Source organism: Nostoc sp. (genome assembly GCF_036917095.1).
In the GTDB taxonomy this organism is placed as follows: Bacteria; Cyanobacteriota; Cyanobacteriia; order Cyanobacteriales; family Nostocaceae; genus Nostoc.
Map to the genome: position 1 here is coordinate 132,162 of NZ_JBALFH010000053.1, position 22,760 is coordinate 154,921.

General features: G+C 43.2%; 18 protein-coding genes, 1 tRNA gene and 2 pseudogenes. 11 read left to right on the forward strand and 10 right to left on the reverse strand.

Going from position 1 to position 22,760, the window contains the following annotated elements:
• The first annotated feature begins 141 nt into the window (after window positions 1-141).
• The 3 genes from V7L01_RS31320 (at window position 142) to V7L01_RS31330 (ending at window position 2,377) form a co-directional block, all read left to right on the forward strand.
• Window positions 142-288, forward strand: a complete 147-nt coding sequence (locus V7L01_RS31320) for a hypothetical protein (protein ID WP_335041894.1) — start codon at window positions 142-144, stop codon at window positions 286-288.
• On the forward strand, window positions 281-1,006 hold the full coding sequence (gene ubiE / locus V7L01_RS31325; RefSeq protein ID WP_335041896.1) for a bifunctional demethylmenaquinone methyltransferase/2-methoxy-6-polyprenyl-1,4-benzoquinol methylase UbiE: 726 nt from the start codon (window positions 281-283) through the stop codon (window positions 1,004-1,006). Before V7L01_RS31320 ends, ubiE begins: the two co-directional genes overlap by 8 nt.
• 135 nt (window positions 1,007-1,141) lie before the next feature.
• On the forward strand, window positions 1,142-2,377 hold the full coding sequence (locus V7L01_RS31330; protein ID WP_335041898.1) for a DUF445 domain-containing protein: 1,236 nt from the start codon (window positions 1,142-1,144) through the stop codon (window positions 2,375-2,377).
• A gap of 138 nt (window positions 2,378-2,515) precedes the next feature.
• On the opposite strand, the pseudogene V7L01_RS31335 reads toward V7L01_RS31330, so the two are convergent.
• The 4 genes and pseudogenes from V7L01_RS31335 to V7L01_RS31350 all read right to left on the reverse strand — a co-directional run bounded on the left by V7L01_RS31335 (window position 2,516) and on the right by V7L01_RS31350 (window position 5,649).
• Window positions 2,516-3,112 (reverse strand): annotated as a pseudogene (locus V7L01_RS31335) (Uma2 family endonuclease).
• Window positions 3,113-3,267: 155 nt separating this feature from the next.
• Window positions 3,268-4,119, reverse strand: a complete 852-nt coding sequence (locus tag V7L01_RS31340) for a cytochrome P450 (RefSeq protein WP_335041902.1) — start codon at window positions 4,117-4,119, stop codon at window positions 3,268-3,270.
• Window positions 4,026-4,625: a cytochrome P450 gene (locus V7L01_RS31345; RefSeq protein ID WP_335041903.1), complete on the reverse strand. Its 600-nt coding sequence runs from the start codon at window positions 4,623-4,625 to the stop codon at window positions 4,026-4,028. Before V7L01_RS31345 ends, V7L01_RS31340 begins: the two co-directional genes overlap by 94 nt.
• Before the next feature lie 70 nt (window positions 4,626-4,695).
• The gene (locus V7L01_RS31350; RefSeq protein WP_335041905.1) at window positions 4,696-5,649 is read right to left on the reverse strand and encodes a Rieske 2Fe-2S domain-containing protein; all 954 of its coding nucleotides are present in this window, start codon (window positions 5,647-5,649) and stop codon (window positions 4,696-4,698) included.
• A gap of 315 nt (window positions 5,650-5,964) precedes the next feature.
• Here V7L01_RS31350 and V7L01_RS31355 point away from each other — a divergent pair, with 315 nt between their 5' ends.
• A complete protein-coding gene (locus tag V7L01_RS31355; RefSeq protein ID WP_335041907.1) occupies window positions 5,965-6,615 on the forward strand; it encodes a TetR/AcrR family transcriptional regulator in 651 nt (216 codons plus the stop codon).
• A gap of 23 nt (window positions 6,616-6,638) precedes the next feature.
• Here V7L01_RS31355 and V7L01_RS31360 read toward each other — a convergent pair whose 3' ends face one another.
• From V7L01_RS31360 to topA, 5 genes are all read right to left on the reverse strand, one after another.
• A complete protein-coding gene (locus V7L01_RS31360) occupies window positions 6,639-9,419 on the reverse strand; it encodes an HD family phosphohydrolase (RefSeq protein ID WP_335041909.1) in 2,781 nt (926 codons plus the stop codon).
• 497 nt (window positions 9,420-9,916) lie between these two features.
• Complete coding sequence (locus V7L01_RS31365) at window positions 9,917-10,858, reverse strand: ADP-ribosylglycohydrolase family protein (protein WP_335041911.1); 942 nt, start codon at window positions 10,856-10,858, stop codon at window positions 9,917-9,919.
• 77 nt (window positions 10,859-10,935) lie between these two features.
• Window positions 10,936-11,397 (reverse strand): type II 3-dehydroquinate dehydratase, encoded by a 462-nt coding sequence (aroQ, locus tag V7L01_RS31370; protein ID WP_335041913.1) that lies wholly within the window; start codon window positions 11,395-11,397, stop codon window positions 10,936-10,938.
• Between the two features lie 7 nt (window positions 11,398-11,404).
• Entirely contained in the window at window positions 11,405-11,545 is a 141-nt protein-coding gene (locus V7L01_RS31375) for a hypothetical protein (protein ID WP_335041915.1), read from the reverse strand.
• Window positions 11,546-11,803: 258 nt separating this feature from the next.
• On the reverse strand, window positions 11,804-14,470 hold the full coding sequence (gene topA, locus V7L01_RS31380) for a type I DNA topoisomerase (RefSeq protein WP_335041917.1): 2,667 nt from the start codon (window positions 14,468-14,470) through the stop codon (window positions 11,804-11,806).
• A 340-nt stretch (window positions 14,471-14,810) separates the two neighbouring features.
• On the opposite strand from topA, the gene V7L01_RS31385 reads away from it, so the two are divergent.
• The 3 genes and pseudogenes from V7L01_RS31385 to V7L01_RS31400 all read left to right on the forward strand — a co-directional run bounded on the left by V7L01_RS31385 (window position 14,811) and on the right by V7L01_RS31400 (window position 17,374).
• A complete protein-coding gene (locus V7L01_RS31385; RefSeq protein WP_335041918.1) occupies window positions 14,811-15,203 on the forward strand; it encodes a hypothetical protein in 393 nt (130 codons plus the stop codon).
• A pseudogene (locus V7L01_RS31390) lies at window positions 15,190-16,278 on the forward strand (DUF6745 domain-containing protein). Before V7L01_RS31385 ends, V7L01_RS31390 begins: the two are co-directional and overlap by 14 nt.
• A 67-nt stretch (window positions 16,279-16,345) precedes the next feature.
• Entirely contained in the window at window positions 16,346-17,374 is a 1,029-nt protein-coding gene (locus V7L01_RS31400) for a DUF6745 domain-containing protein (protein ID WP_335041924.1), read from the forward strand.
• Window positions 17,375-17,724: 350 nt separating this feature from the next.
• On the opposite strand, the gene V7L01_RS31405 is transcribed toward V7L01_RS31400, so the two are convergent.
• Entirely contained in the window at window positions 17,725-19,344 is a 1,620-nt protein-coding gene (locus tag V7L01_RS31405) for an iron uptake porin (protein WP_335041926.1), read from the reverse strand.
• Window positions 19,345-19,751: 407 nt separating this feature from the next.
• Here V7L01_RS31405 and V7L01_RS31410 point away from each other — a divergent pair, with 407 nt between their 5' ends.
• The 4 genes from V7L01_RS31410 (at window position 19,752) to V7L01_RS31425 (ending at window position 22,582) form a co-directional block, all read left to right on the forward strand.
• The gene (locus V7L01_RS31410; protein WP_442937054.1) at window positions 19,752-20,693 is read left to right on the forward strand and encodes a metal ABC transporter substrate-binding protein; all 942 of its coding nucleotides are present in this window, start codon (window positions 19,752-19,754) and stop codon (window positions 20,691-20,693) included.
• A gap of 85 nt (window positions 20,694-20,778) precedes the next feature.
• Complete coding sequence (locus V7L01_RS31415) at window positions 20,779-21,555, forward strand: metal ABC transporter ATP-binding protein (protein ID WP_335041930.1); 777 nt, start codon at window positions 20,779-20,781, stop codon at window positions 21,553-21,555.
• 11 nt (window positions 21,556-21,566) lie between these two features.
• A complete protein-coding gene (locus V7L01_RS31420) occupies window positions 21,567-22,436 on the forward strand; it encodes a metal ABC transporter permease (protein WP_335041932.1) in 870 nt (289 codons plus the stop codon).
• Between the two features lie 73 nt (window positions 22,437-22,509).
• A tRNA-Phe gene (locus V7L01_RS31425) sits at window positions 22,510-22,582 on the forward strand.
• Window positions 22,583-22,760 lie beyond the last annotated feature (178 nt).

Consider the following 22,760-nt stretch of genomic DNA (forward strand, 5'->3'; position numbering starts at 1 on the left):
GTTGTCATTTGTCCTTTGTCATTTGTCCTTTATGCTTGGCAAATGACAAATGAGTGATGACCCTTCGGGTGACGCTCGTGCCGACGCTCGTTCCTCGCTAACGCTGCGCTATCGCTAACGCTGCGCTAACGCCAGTTGCTCATGGGGGAAACCCCCAGACGCTCGATAACTCGCTCTAAGCGAAGCCATGCCGAAGGCTTTACGCTACGCTATCGCCCTTGGCGTCTCCCCTTGGGAGAAGACCGCACTGGCTCACCAATGACTAATGATTTATTGACCAATGACTAACGAAATTCAGTCCATTTTTAACCGTATTGCTCCAGTTTATGACCAGTTGAACGATTGGTTGAGTCTAGGACAGCATCGAATATGGAAGGAAATGGCAGTGAAATGGAGTGCAGCTAAATCGGGCGATACTGCATTAGATTTGTGTTGCGGTAGCGGTGATTTAGCTTTACGTTTAGCACGGCGTGTAGGGGCAACAGGGCAGGTGTACGGAGTGGATTTTTCCCCAAACCTACTAGCAACTGCTAAAGAACGCTCCCAAAAGCAGTACCCTCAACCTGCGTTGGCAATGCCTGCCGTAGGCATCGCCTGGGTAGAAGCCGACGTGCTAAATTTACCCTTTGAGGATAACCAATTTGATGCCGCAACAATGGGCTATGGTTTAAGAAATGTTAAAGATATTCCCCGCAGTCTCCAAGAGTTATACCGGGTTTTGAAGCCGGGTGCGAAAGCCGCAATTTTAGATTTTCATCGACCGAGTAATCCTCAGCTACGTGCCTTCCAGCAGTTGTATCTGGACGGTTTCGTGGTGCCAGTTGCCAGTTATTTAGGCTTAAAAGAAGAATATGCTTACATCAGCCCTAGCTTAGACCGCTTTCCCATCGGGAGAGAGCAAATAGAGTTAGCGCGGCAAGTTGGTTTTGCTGTTGCCACACACTACCCCATTGCGAACGGTATGATGGGAGTGCTAGTGCTTAGTAAATTAGGAGTTATTAGTTGAAAGTTATGAATTATGAGTAGTGATAAATTCTCATTTAAAATTTATCATTCCTAACTCGTAACTCTTGTACAGACGCGATTAATCGCTTCTCTCCTAACTCCAGGCTCTAAACTCCTAACTCTTTTAATTCTTCCCTTGGACTGGTCTCATCTTTGGCTTTATGTGTCTCCCCCGGTACTGGGTGGAATTATTGGCTATTTCACAAATGATATAGCCATCAAAATGTTGTTCCGTCCTTACCGAGCAATTTACATTGCTGGACGAAGAGTACCCTTCACCCCTGGATTGATTCCCCGCAACCAGGAACGTCTGGCTTTGAACATTTCTAAGACAATCATGGGGTCACTGTTGACACCACAAGAATTGCAAAATCTGGCGCGGCGTCTGTTGCAAACAGAACGCGTGCAAGCAGCAATTCTCTGGTTGTTGCGGCTGGCGATTGAACAAATCAAAACAGATAAAAATGAGAAAAGTGCCAAAATTGTGGCGGGGATTTTGCGGGATTTACTAGGAGAATCCTTGCCACGGTTACTCAAGGTTTTAGCGCGACGTGAAGACTTTTTGGAAGCGCAGATCAATCAAATTTTTGACCAGATATTGCTGGAATTTCAATTGAGTGAAGAACAAGCCACGCGGCTTGCTGATTGGTTGTTGCAAGCAGTTTTCCCGCCAGATGTGCTGCGGCAGACGATAGTTGATTTTTTGACCGATCGCACAATTCAAATTATTGATGAAGGCTTCCGCGAAAAAACCAGTGGGACTTATTGGGTAGTAGCAAATTTGTTTGGCTTACGTAATACTCTCACACGGTTACGGAGTTTTTGCTTGGATGAAAAGGAGGCTGCCAATACTCGCTTGCAGGAATTGACTCAAGATTTGCAAATGCGCGATCGCATTCGGAAATTACTGCAAAATTTATCATTACAAAACTTGCCAATGGGAACGGTGCGCCAACTCCGAAAGACCACCCGCGAAAGTGTCCGCCATTATCTACAAAATAGTGGCAGCGATTTTTTACAAGGATTAACTGATTCTGTTGATTGGGAAAATATTGCTGTAGTCTTGCTAAATCGTCTGAGTACTTCACCTGTTGTCAGTACTTCTTTAGAAGTGATGAGTCAAGAGTTGGCTTTAATATTAGATAAGTATTTGGAAAAAGATTTAGAAGTAATTGTGGCGCAAGCAATTCCAATTTTGTCGATAGATCAAGTGATAGTTGACCGAGTAAAATCAACTTCACCGGCTGATTTAGAAGCTGCTATTGAAGGAATTGTAAAAAATGAATTGCAAGCAATTGTGACTTTAGGCGGTGTTTTGGGTTTTGTCATCGGGTTATTGCAGACAGGGTTTTTAATATTTAGTCAATATTGATTTTGTATTTTTGACTGTAAATTTTTATCAAATTAGAGTTGCAAGTTGCCCAGATTGTGAAATGAGTGAAATTGAGCGATGTCTACGACGGGCTACACCTACGCCTTTTGAGAAGAGGTGCGAGTGAGAAGCGATCGCTTAACTCAAAATCTGTGCTAAATCAAGAACAAACCCAGGCAATACATCCTCTCCTGATAAGCTAGTAGGCGATGTCTACGACGGGCTACGCCTACGCAAAACCTCAACTTCCTGTCCTAGACGGTAAATTTCTACCTGTTGGTTTTGCGGATCGATCAACCATCCTAAACGCACACCGTTGTCAATATACTCCTGCATTTTTTGTTGCACAGTTTTTAAGCTGTCTGAAGCAGAGCGTAATTCTACCGCAAAATCTGGAGCGAGTGGTAGGAATCCTGCGGGGTCTGGATTGAGGGCTTCTAATCTCTCTCGGCTCACCCAGGATGCATCGGGAGAGCGATTTGCACCATTGGGGAGTTTAAAACCAGTTGAAGAATCAAAAGCCAAACCTGTGCCATCAGCGTCAGCCCAATTACCTAAGCGCTGCGTCAGTCTACTATTACGATTTCCGCTTTCCCATCCAGTTGGTGGCATGATAATCAATTCTCCCTCTGCCGTGCGCTCAAGTCGCAAATCTCGATTATTTTGACACAGTTGGAAGAACTGCTCATCTGTTAGTTCAATGGTGGGGCTGAGGTTCAGAATCACGGCAGTCATAGTTGCCTCTCAATCTTACTAACTGTAGCCTAGCACTGGCTTGACATACTAGGTTCACCATCAATTTGTCAAAAGCCTGAAAAGTGGCAGTCTGATTTTCTAAATACCTACAACTTCATACTAGATGCGGAAAATCGATTTGTTTCATCAAAAATTTATGTTTGACTTTTCAAGGGATGCTTTATCAGCAAAGGCTCAATACATGCTTCTAGAGTATCTTTAACTTTAGAAGGCTGACGAATTGGAGCGATCGCAGAATAATCTGGTTTTACTGTCCAGTCATAATGGCGAAGCAGTATGGAAAGCACGATTTTCATTTCCATTTGGGCAAATTCCATGCCTAAACATTTGTGCGAACCATAACCAAAACCCATTAGTGCTAAAGGATGTTTTTTATCTTCTTCACGAGGTGGTGCAAAGCGATCGGGGTCGAAGCGATCGGGATCGGTATACAGTTCTGGTAGACGGTGAGTCAACATCGGCGAGATAGTCACAAACCAACCAGCAGGAATGCGAAAACCTGCATACTCAATATCTTTGAGGACTCCACGATTATATGCATACACTGGCGGATAAAGCCTTTCTGCTTCTTTGAGGACGTTGGTTAAATCTGGAAGTTGTTTGAGATGAGACAGATTAAGGGGATTATTTCCCACAACTGCTAATTGTTCTTGGCGCAGTCGCTCTTGCCATTCTGGGTGATTACCTAGTTCAAATATTACCCAACTCAGCAAAGAGGCTGTTGTCTCATGTCCAGCAAACAGTAATAGCAATGCCTCGTTGATTATCTGTGCTTCGCTTAATTTATTGCCGTCTTCATCAACAGCTGCTAGCAGTAATCCCAAAACATCTTTTGATTCTTCTAAGTTACCTTGCTCAATACGCTGTGCGATCGCTTCATGCAAGAAAGCTACTAACTTACCCCTAGCATTTTGACCGCGAATAAAGTAAAAGGGACATTCAATTTGAATATCGTCATACTGCCATCTAGCAGTTGTGTAAACCACTGACTAGTTTGCTCAACTTCGCTCTTGTTCTGACTTCCCAAAAACAGGCGAGTAGCAACCATCAGGGTAAGCTGGCGGAAACTAGAATTTAAGGGAATCGTTCTCTGTCCCCAATCTTTGAGGAAGTCTTGCACAATATTTTGAATGGTGTCGAAATATGTAGCGATCGCTTTTCCGTGAAATGCTGGATACATTAAGCGACGAGTTAGGCGATGTTCTTCCCCATCTTGTAATAAAATATTGTTGCCAAATGTTGATTCTAAGAAATACCATCCTATCCGCGACGACATGTGTTCCGCCTGTTCCACCAGCACCACCCGATTAGCATCAGGGCCAATTAAATAAGCACGTTTATACCCCATGACGCTTGTTTTAAAAACTGAACCATACTGCTGGAATCGTCGCCATAAATACAACTCTGAACTCCGAAATATTTCCAAAGTCTCCCCCAAGATGGGCAAGCCATAGCTACCAGGCATTTCTTCGGCGGATTTTAGCTGTCGCATATTTGAGTACCTCCAGCAGTAATTAGCTACAGTTTAATTGTAAAACGTAGTTAGGTTTTGCAAATCTAAATTACCACTCGCGGTAGAGTCTTTCTGCATAGAACATAATCTCTTCATTTGGCAATCTAATTTTTGGTTTTTGCCGAGTATACAAACTTTCAGCTGCACCTGTATCCTGTTCAATGACTGTGGCTGCTGCTTGTAAAACTGAGTTTTTAAACATAAATTTCATCAAAGGATTGACGACTTTGGCATACATCAAAATAAATGTCTTGGTGATTTTTTCTGTTTCCGGGTAGAGAATATGAATTTGAACAATATCACCAATAGGCGTTTTAGCAAAAAAAGCTGTAGTTGAAGGAAAAGCGTATTCTAGTGTGTTAGCAAGTTTTTTAGGGAAGATTCCCAAAATAGGGTTTTTGAGAATTTCTCCTAGCGTGTTGTTGGCTCTTGTCAGTTCTTGTTTAACTGTGGAATAGTATCCATTTTCTTCAAAATGACTTACATTGCAAGATGTAATTTTAAATAGTTCTTTATGAGTCCCATTTTGGTGGTTATAGTCATAGTTAACCATCAGATTAGTCAAAAAATCACCCTGAATACTTTTGTCCCCAGTTACTCCGATGAACTCGTAATCATCGACAATTTTCTGATGCAAATCTGGTATAGGCAATCTTGGCTCAAATCCAGCATAAGTCCAGATGCAATCATTGCTAATAATTAGCTCTAATGGTTTTGTAATTGGCTGAGTATCTTTTTTATCTCCTTGCTGTAGTCTGCCTTGTCCATCAAATTCTAGTGCATGAAAAGGGCAAGTAATAGTATCCCTCTCTTGACAAACCCAGCCGTCTGATAATGGTGCTTGCATGTGTGGACAGATATTATCAAGGGCAAACACTTCGCCTTTTTGGTTTTGCCAAATAACATAATCCTGCCCATTTAATGTAATTTTATTCGGTTTATTCACTCCCAATATAGATTTGTGCGCGATTAACCAAGGCGCACCAGGTACAATTGGTTCCATTTTTCCTCCAAAATCTTGATAATTTATTGAAAAATCGCTAGATGAGTTAGTAAAACGTCACGCAATATTAAAACTTGGTGTCGCCTGTCCTACATCACTCTTTTGAATGCAAATTGGGATAATTAAAGTCTTATCTGCAATGGACGAACTAATACAACCGCGCATTTACTCGGCTAATTTTGGCTACTGCATTGCTGAATTACGCGATTAACTAACTAATTTTTTAGTTAGTAATAACTTAATAAATTTCATCTTCTATGTCAACTACTAACCAATTTTTTAGTTAATATATTTTCGTTATGATGATGGAGCAACGTGGGTCGTTCAACGCAGTCAAAATTCTCAGGTAAAAAGCCGCGTCAGGTGCGGGATGCAGAAGCGACGAAAAAGCAGATTCTTGATGCGGCGGAAGCGGAGTTTGCCAGAAATGGACTTCAAGGGGCGCGGACAGAAGCGATCGCTAGAGGTGCAGGTGTCACCACAGCGATGATTTACTACTACTTCCAGAGCAAAGAAGGACTATATCAAGCTGTTCTGCAACGTCCGGCGGTAGAGATGCACGAAGGGTTTCAACAGCTAAATTTGGATCGATTCCCACCAGAGGAGGCGTTAAAGGTACTTGTCAAAGGAGCGATCGCTTATGAAGCTGCTCACCCGCATAGAGGGATGCTTTGGTTTCAAGAAGCAAACCAAAATCAGGGAAAGTATTTCAAACAGGGAAATTGGCAAGAAAATTTTAGCTATCTCATCAAGATTTTAGAGCGGGGGATGGCGGAGGGTTGTTTCCGTCAAATCGATCCATTTCTCACCACCCTGCATATTATTGGGGTTTGTAATTTATACTTCAACGCTTACGAAAACATCAAGCATACTAGACCCGATTTGCAACTGCTGAGTCCAGAAATGATTGAGCAGCATACTCAAGCAGCAGTTAATTTTATTTTGGCTGGTATGCGACGAAATTGACGGCAGCTATATCCAAGGCAATATTACGAATTCCGCACAACAGTACTAGCCTTCAACTTAGGATAAGCAATCCGTTTGTGATGAAATTGTTGCCAAACATCCACAAATATCTGAGCAATTTGTGGCATCTCTTCCCGTTTTAGTCCTGAATCTACGAGTTGATTGTCTTGCCATTTTGCACGCAGAATGTTGTTGAGCATTGTTAAAGCTTGTTCTGTGGAGACATCTTTAAGTAATGGCTTTTCCCCCACATGCTTACCTGAACCTGACGCTTGCAGCGATCGCAACGCCGCTTCGCAAGAATCTGCCAACATGACAATTCCTGTTTCCCGTGATTGGGGAATCGGGCCATCGTAGCGAAAATCTGCGTCGTCTACTGTTAAACTTGGGTTTTCCTGAGCCATTTGCTGGGCTTGGTGATGGAAATATGCAATCAGAATCGTTCCCTGATGCTCTGGGATAAAAGCTTGAATCGCTGTCGGCAAAAGGTGTTTACGCGCCATCACCAACCCTTCAGTTACATGCTTTTTAATAATTTCTGCACTCTTCCAAGGGTCTTTAATCTCTGTATCATGTTTATTCGGCCCCCCCATTTGATTTTCAATAAAGCCAAGGGGGTCGTGCATTTTGCCAATATCGTGATATAGCGTCCCAGCCCTGACTAGTTCAACGTTGCATCCGAGTTCTTTGGCAGCAGCTTCGGCAAGGGTAGCCACAAACAGCGTATGTTGAAAAGTTCCGGGAGTTTCAGTAGCGAGTCGTTTTAATAAGGGGCGGTTAGGGTTTGCCAACTCTGCTAAACGGATTGGAGTGACTAAATCAAAAACTTTTTCTAGATAAGGACTCAAGCCTAAGGCGATAACACTCCAGCCTAAGCCGGATAAAGCAAACAATCCGGCTTCTCGGAGGACGATATACCAAGTTGAACCAAATGCTTGACCAATTAAGATTTTAACAACCAGGTAAATGCCGCCCTGAGTTAAGGCGATCGCAACACCTAATAATGCTAATTCTTCACGCGATCGCAATCGTTGTGCAATGTAACTACCTAATAATCCTCCCCCCGCACCAGCTAAAAGTGCAGCCTTACTCATATCCAAGCTAATTCCTAATATCGGCAACAGCAGCCCGACAACTGTTAACCCCAAAGTGGGGCCGTAGAAGCTTCCCAACAATAAACCAAGGGCACTCCAGGTGGTATAAGGCAATCCCATTGTTACCAATCCTGGCACACTCAAAGTCAGCAATAACACTAATAGGCGATCGCGTTGCCGCAATTCGTAATCGATATGGCGTTCTATCCAAACAAAAATGCCAATGGCGATCGCAATAACGCCTCCTAATGTCACCAACTCCTGCCACTTTACCTCCCGACGAATCAGGTGGTAATGCTCTAGCACCTCAAAGTTCCATGCAGTAATCGGCTCTCCTTTTTTGACAATCACCTCACCATGCCGTACCTTCACCATCATAGGTGCCACCCCAGCAGCAGCTTTTTGAGCGTTTTGTCTGGTTTGTTCTTCATCTTCTTGCAGATTCGGCTTGAGTACAGCTAACAACAGGTTCTTTGCCAAAGTTTCGGCGGATTCTGGTACAAAGTTCTGCAATTGTAAACTCACCGCATCTTGTAAGATATTTTTTGGCAGTCCTTGTGGGATGCCTTGGGTGAGAATCCGCTCTGTACTCTGATGGATTCCCATTTGTGTTTTTTCCCACTCCCCATCTGACAAATCCAAAAGGAGGGATTCTTCGTATACTCCTTCTGGGCTAACAGTCTCTAACTGTAAAAGTTTGGCTGTGGCTTGGGTGTATCTTTGGCGTGCTTGAGAAATTTGGGCGATCGCTAAGGACAAGTTTTTCTCAGAAGTTGTGAGGCGGTAAGATTCTAGTTCTGCTTCTGCTTGAGTAAAGTCAGTATTTTGAGAAAAATCAACTGGCTCTGTCTTCTGTGGCGTTACCTGCGGACTCTGGGAATCAGATTTGGAAAGCCAGGGGCGTGTGGAGGTTTCCCCCGTTGAGCGGGCTGGCGTTGGTGTGGTGCGCGGCTGGCGTTGCTGATTGGGTGCACCTATAGATGATGGACGAGATGAGGCGGCGGTTCGTCCTGTTCCTTTCTTCTGCTGATTTTTACTATTTTCTATAGTCAGTAGCAGTGCTTGCCATTCTGAGTCTTGGCAAGAGCGGAGGTAACGCTGAGTAAAGATGGAGAAAACTACAGGATCGAAAAAAGGAAACGCTCCAGCAACGGCGCGAATTTCGTTGCCATCATCCAGAAGTTTTTGCAAATTTTCGTTGATTTGTTCGTTCATTCGCGCATCAATCATCAACATTTGTAAGGAGCTTTTGCTGACGGCTTTGCGCTCGGCTTCTGTTTTTTTCCGATCTTCGATCCTAGCTGTGGAAGGCGCTGTAATTGTCTGAGGCGCGGGATTTCCTATTTGGATTTGAGTTTGATTGTATAATTTATGTCCAATAATACCTGTGAGAGACACTAAAGCGATCGCTAAAATCACCCAACAACGCTGTTCGTGTGCCCAATCTAAACCGACTGCATAAATACTACTTTTAGTGTTGGCCTTTGCCTTTGACTTGAGCAGTCTTTCTTGTTTTCGGCGTTCGCTTTTCTCATTGGTTTTTGATAAAAACAGAAGTACATTCTTGAACATAGTCCTTAGAAGTTCCCTTCTATGGCTTTGACCTTTGGGACTTCTGATTAACTTTCCCTTACGGCGTAGTACTTTATACTCTCGCCGCCAATGATTCAATTGCTGGGTCAAGAACTGCAAAAATTGCTGCATTTTCATTATCTCTACCTGCAATTGCCGACTTTGATAGATCAAAAAAAGACAATCATCAGGGAAGTTTGATCTGCGGCTGCTGCAACTACGGTGGCGGGGGCTTTTTTGTTACCAATTTGCCACAATAGCTACTTACAGAATCAGTCTGTTCGAGGATTGGCGGAAAAATTCTAGTATATAAGATTAGTACGCTGTGGCGGAAGTTTGCCTAGCTGAGTGAAGTAGGCGTGAATAATCAAAGGTTTGTACTAAGCGGCTCTAGCCCTATTTTTGGGGCTACATCTGCTTACTATGAGCTAATTTAATTAAATTTACATTGCGTAACATGGTTTGATTTATTCTTGCCCACTTACCTACCTTTAATCAGTTGCTCTGAGCAACTTGTCTGGTTTGAGATGCTAGCTGGATTTTTACCAAGCTGTACTAGTAAGCTTTTTAGTTTTTGGCTAGATTCTCTAGTCTTCAGGGTTTGGCACCCGCACCATTGTTCGGTGAAAATAGGATTAACGCGACCGAATAACCCGAGGAGCTGCGTAAACTGAAAGCGGAGCCTCCACACATCCCTCCTCTGTTAACTCCCTTACATTTAAGGCAACATCGTACACTCCTGACCACACCGCCACCAATGCATCGCTCAATTTTAACATTTGGGAAAAGCTAGTTAGTCCCCATATTGGAGAATTCCTCTGCAAGAGCAAGACTTGCCAAGTTACGGGAATCCCGCTTATACCGTTATATGCTCCTGATAAAGCACCAGTAATTGCACCTGTAGCTTGTGAGCTTATAGGCCTAGCGGCTTGCACTTTAGAATTGCCATTGTCAGTAGCCCGCAAAACAGCCAGGCGAAAGTCTTCTAAGGTACTCAAAAAGCAATAAAATGCCATAGGAATAGTGTTACTGAGTTTTTCTTCCTTAGCAAACTCAGCTTGCGCCCTTGACAATCCAGCCCCTTGCTCTAATAAATTCTGGACTATTAATAAATTTTTTGATATTGATGTCGGTGTTTCTCCGAGAAAAGAAATTGTTTGCGGGATGAGGGTTATGGGGTCGAGTTTTTCAGTTAGAGCAAGAGCGATCGCATATCCTACTGCTAGTGTTCCATCCCGTACTACTGGGTCATCATCCCAGATTTTTAGGACATGCAGCAAGTTTTGTCGGAGCTTAATTGGGTTTTCGTGAAAAAAAAGTGCTACTGGTAGTGTGGCAATAATTATTTCGATCGATATGTCATCAGTTGCAGCTAAATGAAGAGATTCTTGTTGCTGACGCCCTATCCAATCATCTAAATCTAATCTACCTAAGGCAATTAAACTTTCAGTACCTAGAAGCGCCATTCTGCCCAAATTCGCGTAACTCTGAAACTGTATGCCAGCAGAGGCTACACTTTCTCCCAGGAATGCTCCGAGTAAAGTACCTTTAAACCGATTTGCAGGAGAGTAACGCATATAATTTTGGATTTTAAATTTTGGATTTTAGATTAAATTCTTCAATCAAAAATCTAAAATCAATTCATTTCTCATGCTTATATGCTTCTTAAATGATTCACCAAAGCTTGTAAGCCCAACAAGTAACTTTGTCCGCCGAAACCACTTATTTGCCCGATCGCTACCGGAGCAATGTAGGAATGATGGCGAAAATCTTCCCTACGATATATATTGCTCAGATGTACTTCTACTGTGGGCAAATTAACAGCAGCGATCGCATCTCGTAATGCCACACTTGTATGGGTATATGCTCCCGCATTAATCAAGATTCCTTGATATACTCCCAATGCGCCATGAATAGTATCTACCAAAATTCCTTCATGATTTGACTGCAAAGGAAAAACTTTCGCCTGCAATTTGAATCCTTCTTCTTCTAACAGGCGGTTAATTTCAGCCAGTGTCAACGAACCATAGATTCCTGGTTCTCGTTGTCCTAGCAAATTTAAGTTTGGCCCGTGCAGTGCCAGAATGTTTAAGGGTGTTAAAGTCGAGTTCAACACTTTCGGGCTAGTGGCGACGGCGCGAGCGATCGTTCACAGGAATCGGAATCAGTTCCGGTTCCGGTTCAGCCTCTGGTCCAAACAGGCTATCAATTAGCCTACGTGCTAATTCCTTAACCTTTTCCAGCACCTTTTCTATATAGTCCATGAACTGATCGCTCCTGAGATACTACCTCAATTTTTGATTAACAGGTACGCAGAAAATGGCATATTTTCGCACCTCTGGCTTCCAACCGGGCTGATACACAATCCCGTGTTTGGGACATAAGCCACTTCTAAAATTTGGCGTTGTGTTTTCCCTTACTTTTTAGAGTATCACACTTGCAACCTACTGAACCGCATCCTATCAACGATGAATATTAAGGGTCAAGAGTTAAGGATCGGACTTTGGACTCTTGACTTGCAACTAACCTTCTGTACCTTTTTTTTTCGCAGCAGTCGTTGATGACTTAGCAGTTGACTTAGATTTAGAACTCGTTGATTTAGAACTCGTTGATTTACTACTTTTGCGAGTCGATTTCGCTGTCGATGCTTTAGCTGACAACAAGTTCAACGCCTCCGTCAGGGTTATATTTTCTACTGTTTGACCTTCTGGGATACTCACATTAGTTTTGCCATGCTTGATGTAAGGGCCATAGGGGCCATCGTAGATGTTAATTGTTTCCCCGTCCTCTGGATGTGTACCCAATTCACGTAAGGCTGCCTTTGACTTGCTGTTGGTGGAACTGCGTCCCTTTTTGGGTTCGGACAATAATTCCAATGCACGTTCTAAGCTAATTGTCAATACATTATCAGCAGCTTTTAGGGAACGGTAGTCTTTACCTTCCTTACCTTGGTCGTGAACGACATAAGGGCCAAAGCGTCCCAAACTTGCTTGGATTTTGCCGCCAGTAACTGGATGAACTCCCAATGTTCGGGGTAGTGCCAACAGACCAACAGCCATTTCCAGGGTAACGGTTTCTGGGGTAACACCTTTGAGTAGGGAGGCTTGTTTCGGTTTGGGGTTTTCGTCGGTTTTATCACCCAATTGGACATAAGGCCCATAAGCACCAATTTTCACATAAATCGGTTCGCCAGTTTCGGGATGCCGACCTACCTGGTCAGGCCCTGTAATTTTTTGTCGCAGCAATACTTCTACCTGTTTGGGGTCGAGGTCGGCTGGGGTCAAGTCTTTGGGAATTGAAGCGGTGATAACTCCGTCACCATTATCGACTTCAATGTAGGGGCCATATTTCCCAATGCGGACTTTGGCATCTAGATTCTCCAGTTCTACAGTCCTAGCTGTGGTGGCATCAATTTGACTTTCCCGTTCTTTTACAAGGGTTTCTAACCCTTTTTCTCCCAGATAGAATTGCTGCAAGTAGGGTAGCCATTTCGCTTCACCTGTAGAAATATCATCAAGGGTTTGCTCCATCTTCGAGGTAAAACTAGGATCAACGATGTCTGGGAAATGTTTTTCCAGTAAGTCGGTGACGGCGAAAGCGGTGAAGGTGGGAATGAGAGCGTTACTCACCAAATGGGCATAACCTTTGTCGATAATCGTGCCAATGATGCTGGCGTAGGTACTGGGACGACCGATACCTTCGCTTTCTAAGGTTTTCACCAAAGTTGCTTCGGTGTATCTAGCTGGCGGTTGGGTTTCGTGCCCAACTGCTTCTAGCTCTGTACAATTTGGACGATCTCCCACTTTCAGATTCGGCAAAATTACTTCCTGGTCTTCTAGTGCTGCTTCTGGGTCGTCTGAACCTTCGACATAGGCACGTAAGTATCCTGGAAATTCAATCCGTTTGCCAGAAGAACGAAATCCAGCGTCCTCGACTTGCAATTGCACGGTAATTTGAGTTTGCCGGGAATCAGCCATTTGACAGGCAACAGTCCGCTTCCAAATCAAATCGTAAACGGCAAGTTCCCGACCGCCCAAAGCAGTTTCTTGGGGCGTGCGAAAGGTGCTACCTGCTGGACGAATTGCTTCGTGCGCTTCTTGTGCGCCTTTAGATTTGGTGGTGTATTGCCGGGGTTGGGGACTGAGGTATTGTTGACCGTAAAGCTTTTCTACACAACTCCGAGCAGCTGCGATCGCTTGATCTGACAAATGTACCGAATCTGTCCGCATATAGGTAATATACCCCTGCTCGTACAAATTCTGAGCAACCCGCATCGTGTCACGGGCTGAGAGGCGTAATTTACGGTTAGATTCTTGTTGCAGCGTCGAGGTGGTGAACGGTGGCGACGGTTTGCGCGTCACTGGGCGTTCCTCCATCTCGGTAACACTCCAGGTTTTCCCAGTTAGGCGTTCCTTGAGGGCTACAGCTTGGTCTTCGTTGAGCAACAAGACATTGCGACCTGCGGTAATTTGTCCGGTCGTTGCGTCAAAATCACTGCCGTTAGCGATTTTGGTTCCTGCCAATGTTACCAATTGGGCGGCAAAGGGGGTTTTTTCCTTTGACAAACTAGCTTTCAAATCCCAATATGTACCCTCATGGAAAGCGCGGCGTTGGCGTTCCCTAGTGACTAAAAGTCGCACGGCTACAGATTGCACTCGTCCAGCAGATAATCCCCAGGCGATTTTTTTCCATAGCAGTGGAGACAGGGTATAGCCTACGAGTCGATCTAAAATCCGCCGCGTTTCTTGGGCGCGAACCAACTGCTCATCAATATTGCGGCAGTTTTTCAGAGCTTTTTTGATCGCCTCTTGGGTAATTTCGTGAAACACCATCCGCTTAGTGGGAACTTTCGGCTTGAGCAATTGGTATAAATGCCAACTAATGCTTTCACCTTCCCGGTCTTCGTCCGTTGCCAGAATCAGTTCATCTACATCCTTGAGGGCTTCTTTAAGCTGGGTGACAATTTTCTTTTTGTCTTTCGGGACAACATATACCGGTTCAAAGTCGGCGTCCACATTTACCCCTAGCTGTGCCCATGATTCCCCTTTGACGGCAGCGGGAATTTCACTAGCCGACTGGGGTAGGTCACGCACATGACCCATAGATGCCTCCACCCGATAGCCTGCTGGCAGGTAGTTGCGAATGGTACGAGCTTTGGTTGGAGATTCGACGATGACGAGAGTTGACATGGAAATTTCAATAAAAAGAAGAGCTACAAAGCTAAACAGTCAAATTGAGGTAATTTTTGCAAATTGTCAAGATAAAAGGTCACGCTTAGAGCGGTGATTTAATCCTCACATAAACTGCCTGCTTGGGATAGAATCTGCTGAACTTAGGGCCCAGCCTGTCCCAGAGGATAGGAGAGGTGAACGCTGGGTGTGAATTTCCAGCTATTTCAATCTTTAACTTATCTAACGCATAATTGGCGACTACAGTTTTCAAAATATTGGGAATGGGGAATGGGGAATAGAAGCAGGGGGAGCAGGGAAAGCAGGGGGAGCAGGGGAAGAAGAAATATTGAATTGACCTATGCATAATGCCCCATACCCAAGAGCTTGTGCCAAAATTAAACCAAACTTGAGAGCAAAAGCGAAGTGGGGTTTGTACCCATGTCAGGAAAGCAAAACCATGAAACCGATTCGCCAAGGTGATGTAATCTTACTGCCTGTGCAGCAAATTGAAGGACAAAAAATACCTCACTTAACTTTGGCAGAAGGCGAAGTTACTGGGCATAAGCATCGCATTACTGAGGGAAACGCAGAATTATACGAGAAAGATAGCACACTCTACTTGCGTGTGTTTTCAGAGTCGGCATTGCTTGCCCATGAGGAGCATAAAGCTATTTCTATTCCCCAAGGTGACTGGATGGTGAAAATTCAACGGGAATACGAGCCTGAAGGTTGGCGATATGTCGCTGATTGAGAAGTTAACGCCTGAGCAAGAGGCTTTGATTCCAGTTTATCGAGAGAAGTGGAGAGCGATCGCGCTTTCAACTGAGCGGATTGATCGTGAAAAAGCGGCGGAAGCGGTAAAAATAGCCTACGAAGTTTTAGGCTTACCTAAGCCGAAAATTTTATTTTTTGATAGCCCTCTTGCAGCTTTTAAAAGTGTTAATGCTGATTTAAAAAATAGCTACAGCAATCTTGAAAATTATTGGTATCGATGGAATTTACCAGGCGATCTGCTAAAAACATACCATGACTTGTTTAATAAAATACTTAATTTTTTAGGAGAGTTATTGTCTGAAGATTTATTTTCCTCTCTATCCAATGAACTCTACTTTGACTTAGATATATGTTTTTTCTTCTGGCAACAGGTCATACAGCATTTAATCACTCAAGAAGATATTCCTAATGAAGTTTTGAGCTTCTTAGAGAGCGATATGCGAGTGGAGCCTGAAGAATGGATACAAAGATGCTGTTTGATTGAAATTGGTTTTGTTGTATTCAATGCACCTTACAATTCCAAAGGATGGCAGTTATTGCGAGGACTGGTTGAGAATTGTGGTTGGGTTTATCCTTTTAAGGAAATTTGTATAGTATGCGATCGCCCCCTTCACCTGCGCTTCGACAATCAAAATCGCCTCCACGCTGAAGGTCAACCCGCCATTGAATTTACTGATGGATATAGCCTCTACTCCTACCACGGTGTAACTTTGCCGGAAAAATACGGTAAAATTCACCCGCAGCAATGGCAATCTCAATGGCTTTTAACAGAGCATAATGCCGAACTACGGCGAGTGTTAATTCAGGGTATTGGTTACGCCAGATTTTGCCAATAATTACAAGCTATTGAATTAGATGTTTGGAAAGAATACACGCTATTAAAAATAGATAATGATGTCGATGAAGAAGCAATTTACTTGTTAAAAATGACTTGCCCCAGTACAAGCTTTATTCACGCCTTGCGAGTTCCACCGAATATGAATTCAGCGCGTGAAGCAATTAGCTGGGTAAATTGGGGTGTAGATCCAGAAGAATTTGGTGTGCAAACATAATTGCTTAAAGGATTTCCCAATTTAGAAATTGTTCAAATAGGTAAAAGTTCTTGATTAGTAAAAATAAATGATTTACACGCTAACACCTGAGCAAGAGGCTTTGATTCCAGTTTATCGGGAAAAGTGGCGAGCGATCGCGTTTTCTACAGAAAGAATTGAGCGAGACAAAGCTGCTGAATCTATAAAAGCTGCTTATGCTATTATTAATGAGCCAGAGCCTACAATAATTTTCTGTGATAGTCCTTATGCATCTCTGTGCCTCGATATTGATCTTCAGCTAAAATACAGTAATGACAAACTTTATACTGATATAGAGTACCTACTATTCGATCAGTTAGAAAAACAATTAGGTTACGACAGTTTATATGTGTTAAATCAAAGATTAAATATTGATATTGATAGAATTAATCAAATAGAATTTGAGTTGGGAGTCTTATTAGAGAGAGAACTTAAAATAAATGGCTTAAAGTATTTTGTAGATGGCAGCGTCAGATTAGACGGTTTGCTACGTCAATATAGTCTTTTTGAGTTTTGTATTTATGTATTAAAATGCGATTATAATCAAGAAATATGGAAAATTTTACAAAATATATGCAAGCATTGCGGTCGTATTTTTGCTGATGATAACATTTGTATGATATGCGATCGCCCCAAAAAATTATCTTTAGACAATCAAAATCGCCTCCACGCTGAAGGCGAACCTGCTATTGAATTTACCGATGGATATAGCCTCTACTCCTACCACGGCGTAACTTTGCCTGAAAAATACGGTAAAATCCACCCGCAGCAATGGCAATCTCAATGGCTTTTAACAGAGGGAAACGCCGAAATACGGCGAGTACTAATTCAGGGTATAGGTTATGCCAGAATTTGCCAAGAATTACAAGCTATTGAATTAGATTTTTGGAAAGAATATACTCTATTAAAAATAGATAATGATGTCGATGAAGAAGCAATTTACTTATTAAAAATGACTTGCCCTAGTACAGGGTTTATTCACGCCTTGCGAGTTCCACCAAATATGAACTCAGCGCGTGAAGCGATTCGCTGGGTAAATTGGGGTGTAGATCCAGAAGAATTTGGCGTGCAAACATAATTGCTTAAAGGACTTTCCCCATTTAGAACCCAATACAGTTTAGTTAGCGTCAAAAACCATAAACTGCTCCCGGTTGGGTTGTAGCAAGATCCCCATAGGGGCAGGGCTATTTCATTCTCATCTAGCCCGCCTCAGAATGAATTCTGAGTCTAATAGCGAAAGTCATCTAAAGATGACTGAGAAAAAGTTCTAGTCCGTTTTAACGGACTTTAGCTATTAGCCTAGAACTTTAGTTCTGGGCGGTTTATGTATAGAATGAAATAGCCCTACCGTAGGGGTACGAAGTGAAACCCTTACACAAAAGAAAAGACGCAAATTTAACTTTTGCGTCTTCTTTGGAGTTTTGAAAATTAGAAACTGAATGTAGTTCTCAGTGCGCCAATAACAACATCATCGTTATCATTGTTATGATCTGGCGATGTTAACCAGATGACTCCTGGGGTAATGGTGATATTGTCAGTCAGCTTATATTGGTAGAACGCCTCAAGATGATAGGATGTATCAGGATCGCTATCCAATCCTGCGATGGTAGAGCTTGTTACTTTCGGCTCTATACCAGCGATGATACCTGCTAAGTTACCTTCTCTACCAAGGTCGGGAAAGCCGAGAGTGACGGCATAGTTCCAAATGTCAACCTCACCACGATCGCCATTTAATGTGCGGCTATTGGTGTATCCAGCCCAACCACCCAAGACAATGTTCTTAGTGATGCCAATGGATGCTTGGACACCGTAAGAATTACTAGAAAATCGGGAATCTAACGTACCATTTCCATCTAAATCCAAGGGCGCGAAAGTTGCTGCATTGCTACCAGTAAGTAGTGGCTGATTGTAGGAATTGATGTAAGTTAAACCAATAGTAATGCGATCGCTTGGTTTAACTGTCAACTGTGCCAGCGCACCGTAAGAACCATTAAATAAACCATTATTGGGCGTAGGGTCATTAGCTGTACCACTCAAATACCCTAGACTTAGTGCCAATTTCTCACCGAACTCGTGCGTTACTCCCAATCCTGCGCCGTTTATCTGGCCATAAATTGGGTTGCGCGTACCAAAGGTGGACAAAGCACCAAAAGCGCCATCACCGTCAAAGAGATTGACAGTATTGGTAAGGTCGTCTGCTGCACCTGCGTTGGCGATCGCGACAACCTCTGTTTTTTCGCCCAACGGAAATCTGTACAAGAGTGCATCTATAGCAGCATCAGTAGTACCGTCTTCGCCAGCAAAAAATAAGTTGCCCTCTGGTGTACCAATGTTAGGGGTGAGAATATTATTAGCCTGGATTCTGGTGAACAGCGTATCTTTTCCTGTGAAGCTGGTCACAAGTTCTATCCGTGCGCGTACCCCTAAAGTTGTATTCTTGTCTGTAATTTCCGCACCGTTGACTGTATTTCCTGACAAAACATCGCTGGCGACTGCGACAACTTGTCCTTGCAGTTTGGTTGTGGTTGAGAACTGATTCGCCTCCAATTCACCAGTGCGTGCTTCTACTGCATCCACACGGCCTCGGAGTATCGCCAATTCTGCTGAAAAATCTTCTTGCAGCTTTTGTAATGTCGCTAAATCTTGTTTGTTAACTAAATCGCCAGTGGCTGTAGCAATAAGTTCGTTAACCCGATCGAGACAAGCATTCAAACCAGCCGCAAACTCATATCGCGTTAATGCCCGATTACCCCGATAAGTGCTATTTGGGTATCCTGCAATACAGCCATAGCGCTCAACCAATGACTGCAATGCTTGGAATGCCCAGTCGGTGGGTTGTACGTCGGAAAATTGAGACACGGAGGTAACTTGCGCCATTATCCCATCTGGCGCTATGTTCGTAGCTTTTATATCTGGATTAGCTAAAACTTGCGGTTGATTGATTTCAGACTTACTCGATGTTTCACCTGCAAATGTAGCAGTATGAAAAGATAGCATGACACCGCAGACTGCTGGACTAACTAGCAGATATTTCCAGAATTTTTGCATTTTTCTCCTCACACCGATCTCCAATTCACACCCAAACCACGTTTTTTTTAAACGTGTATTTTATAAGAATATTTGTCAGCAATCTTATCAGAAGTAAGCAAACTTTTTAACAAAAAAAGTCAAGAAATCCTAATGATTCAGGTAAAACTAAATTGCACAGGGCTGTACCGTCTGAAAAATTTTTCTTGTTACTCATTACATAGGTAATCCAGAACGATCTTGTCTGTATTGAATGAGAATGAGAATTATTATAGTATAAAATTTAGAATACGTCTTATTGTCAATAGCAATTGTGACAGAGGCAGAGTAAGCATCGGTTTTGAGGAGAAAATACCGTGATTGTGAATTGCAGAGGAATTATCACAGGCAGGCAAAGAAGCGGCTTCTTGCCCATAATTGCTTTGCTAATGTTATCTATGGCTACTGGCTGTAGCCAATCGAATCCGAATCGGGGAACAACTTCCGAACAGTCGCCGCAAGCACAGGAAGCTGCCTCTACCCTACGGGCGCAGTCGGGAAAAACTAAAGTAGTGACAACATTTTTGCCGATATATTTGTTTACTAAGGCAGTAGCTGGAAATGTGGCAGATGTAGAAATTCTAGTGCCACCGGGTACGGAGGTACATGAATACCAAGCGACACCCCAAAATGTCAAAGCGATCGCAACTGCAAATGTGTTAGTAAAAAATGGTTTAGGTTTGGAGGAATTTCTAGAAAATACTGTTAAAAATGCCCAAAATCCGAAATTAGCCGAAATTGATGCAAGTATTGGTATTAAACCTTTAAATGAGATTTCACCTGTTGTGAAAACGGGACAACAGGAAAAAGACGACGAAGATGCCCAAGGTAATCCTCACGTTTGGTTAGATCCAGTTTTGGCAAAACAGCAGGTAACTAATATTCGGGATGGATTAATTGCTGCTGACCCAGCGAACAAAGCTACTTATGAGGCGAATGCTGCGACTTATATTAAAGAATTAGAAAGTTTAAATAGCGAATTTCAACAGACTTTGCAGAAAACTCCTAGTTGTACCTTTATTACCTTTCATGATGCGTTTCCATATTTAGCTCAACGCTATAAACTCAAGCAAGTTGCTGTGGTACAAATTCCCGAAGATCAACTTTCGCCAACGGATGTGCAAAATGCAGTCAATGCGGTGAAAAAGTACAAAGTTAAAGCTTTATTTAGCGAACCAGGAGTAGATAACAAACTTCTATCCAGCCTTTCCAAAGACTTGAAGTTAACTTTGCGTCCTTTGGATTCTCTGGAAACTGGCGAAACAGATCCGCAGCATTATTTCAAGGCTATGAAAGCAAACTTGCAAACTCTGCAAACCTCATGTAAATAGGTTTGTCATTAGTCAGTTGTCTTTTGTCCTTTGCAAATGACCAATGACCAATGACCAATGACCAATGACTAATAACTAATGACCAATGACTAATAACATTGCTACTTTGAAAGTAGAAGGATTAACTGTCTATCAAGGCAGCTATCTAGCTGTTCGAGATGTTTCCTTTGAATTATTGCCAGGAACAGATACAGCCATCGTTGGCCCCAATGGTGCCGGTAAAAGTACCCTGGTAAAAGCGGTTTTAGATTTGATCCCTCGAAGCGCTGGGACGATTGAAATTTTAGGTCGTCCAATTGCAAGGCTGGGGCGTTTACGTCACCTGTTGGGCTATATGCCGCAAAACTTCATCTTTGACCGCAGCTTTCCCATTTCTGTTAGCGAATTGGTGGGGCTGGGATGGGACAAGGAAGAGAAAAGAGGCGATTCATTTTTTTCCAAGCTGTGGAGACAAGACCAAGAAAAATCGGCAGCAGTAGGAGAAGCTTTACGGCGAACCGATGCTTATCATTTACAGCATCAAGCTATTGGGACTCTTAGCGGTGGTCAACTCAAGCGGGTTTTATTGGCTTATTGTTTGGTAATGCCTCGCAAACTCTTGGTACTTGATGAAGCCTTTGCTGGTGTTGATGTCCAAGGTGCAGCAGATTTTTACGCTTTGCTAAATGAATTAAAGCGGGAGGAGGATTGGACAGTATTGCAAGTTTCCCATGATATTGATATGGTAAATCGCCATTGCGATCGCGTGCTTTGCCTGAACCAAAGTATTGTTTGTACTGGTAAGCCGGAAATTGCCCTTTCACCGCAAAACCTGTTAGCAACCTATGGCCCAGGTTTCAGCCGCTACCAGCACCAACATTAACGCCCATAAGTATGAATTTATTCAATGATTGTCAAATAGCTTGGCTTGCGATCGCTAGTAGTAATGACTTGCTAGAGTTGTTACAACTTGCCTCAATACAGCGTGCGATCGTCGGTGCTGCCTTGATGGGAATACTTGGCGGGATGTTAGGTAGTTTTGTCACCTTGCGCCAGTTATCCTTTTTCAGCCACGCGGTTGGTCATGCAGCATTAGTAGGTGTGGCGTTAGGTGTGCTGCTACAAATAAATCCTACTTGGATGCTGTTACCTTTTACCTTAGTGTTTGGCGTTATTGTCCTTTACTTTATCGACAAAACCGATTTAGCTAGCGATAGCGTACTTAGCATAGTGCTATCTGGGGCATTAGCGATCGGTTTAATTCTCACGAGCCTAATTAAAGGATATCGTGGCAACTTGATGACTGTGCTGTTCGGGGATATTCTAGCGATCGATACCACAGATTTGATTTTGACGTTGCTAGTACTTGTGGGAGGTAGCATATTCTTACTATCAACTCTGCGGCAACAAATTTTATTGACCCTTAACCCCGATGTAGCCCAGGTTCAAGGCGTCCCCGTCCAATTGTACCGCTATGCGTTTGTGGTCTTACTTTCACTCGCCGTTGCTGTAGCGATAAAAGCTGTCGGCGTTTTACTGGTGAACGCCTTTTTAGTTATTCCCGCCTCTACTGCCAAACTGATGAGTCACCACTTTAGCCGCTTTCTAGTCATGTCGGTGATAGTTGGTTCCATCAGCAGTATTGCTGGCATCATTATATCAGGTATTTTCAACTTTGCTTCTGGCCCGAGTATTGTTCTTGTCCAGTTTTTGCTATTTGTAGCCGTTTTCATCTGGTTTAAGTTGAGGTTGAAAGCTGCATAAATACTTTTCTCCAAGGCCTTGCTATATTCTTTAATCTTTGCTACATTGATTAATCGTGGCTCACAAAAGCCCAGCCGGGATAGCTCAGTTGGTAGAGCAGAGGACTGAAAATCCTCGTGTCACCGGTTCAAGTCCGGTTCCTGGCATACATTACAGACAAAAACACCACTTGCATCCTGCATCTACTCGCAGTGAACTTGCATCCAGTCTAGGACTGGTGTAGGTATCAATAGGAGCAACAATGCTTGTGAGTCATACAGTTGACAGCATGAATAAAAACGCTGATGCCGTGGTGTTTTATCCTTTATCTTCAGTACATGATGC

Coding starts and splice junctions, on each gene's coding strand:
- V7L01_RS31360 (WP_335041909.1), bottom strand. CDS start 9,419: ATGAAAATGCAGCAATTTTTGCAGTTCTTGACCCAGCAATTGAATCAT.
- V7L01_RS31345 (WP_335041903.1), bottom strand. CDS start 4,625: ATGCGACAGCTAAAATCCGCCGAAGAAATGCCTGGTAGCTATGGCTTG.
- V7L01_RS31320 (WP_335041894.1), top strand. CDS start 142: ATGGGGGAAACCCCCAGACGCTCGATAACTCGCTCTAAGCGAAGCCAT.
- V7L01_RS31365 (WP_335041911.1), bottom strand. CDS start 10,858: ATGCGTTACTCTCCTGCAAATCGGTTTAAAGGTACTTTACTCGGAGCA.
- V7L01_RS31385 (WP_335041918.1), top strand. CDS start 14,811: ATGCATAATGCCCCATACCCAAGAGCTTGTGCCAAAATTAAACCAAAC.
- V7L01_RS31415 (WP_335041930.1), top strand. CDS start 20,779: ATGACTAATAACATTGCTACTTTGAAAGTAGAAGGATTAACTGTCTAT.
- V7L01_RS31405 (WP_335041926.1), bottom strand. CDS start 19,344: ATGCAAAAATTCTGGAAATATCTGCTAGTTAGTCCAGCAGTCTGCGGT.
- V7L01_RS31420 (WP_335041932.1), top strand. CDS start 21,567: ATGAATTTATTCAATGATTGTCAAATAGCTTGGCTTGCGATCGCTAGT.
- topA (WP_335041917.1), bottom strand. CDS start 14,470: ATGTCAACTCTCGTCATCGTCGAATCTCCAACCAAAGCTCGTACCATT.
- ubiE (WP_335041896.1), top strand. CDS start 281: ATGACTAACGAAATTCAGTCCATTTTTAACCGTATTGCTCCAGTTTAT.
- V7L01_RS31410 (WP_442937054.1), top strand. CDS start 19,752: ATGTTATCTATGGCTACTGGCTGTAGCCAATCGAATCCGAATCGGGGA.
- V7L01_RS31375 (WP_335041915.1), bottom strand. CDS start 11,545: ATGGACTATATAGAAAAGGTGCTGGAAAAGGTTAAGGAATTAGCACGT.
- V7L01_RS31350 (WP_335041905.1), bottom strand. CDS start 5,649: ATGGAACCAATTGTACCTGGTGCGCCTTGGTTAATCGCGCACAAATCT.
- V7L01_RS31400 (WP_335041924.1), top strand. CDS start 16,346: ATGATTTACACGCTAACACCTGAGCAAGAGGCTTTGATTCCAGTTTAT.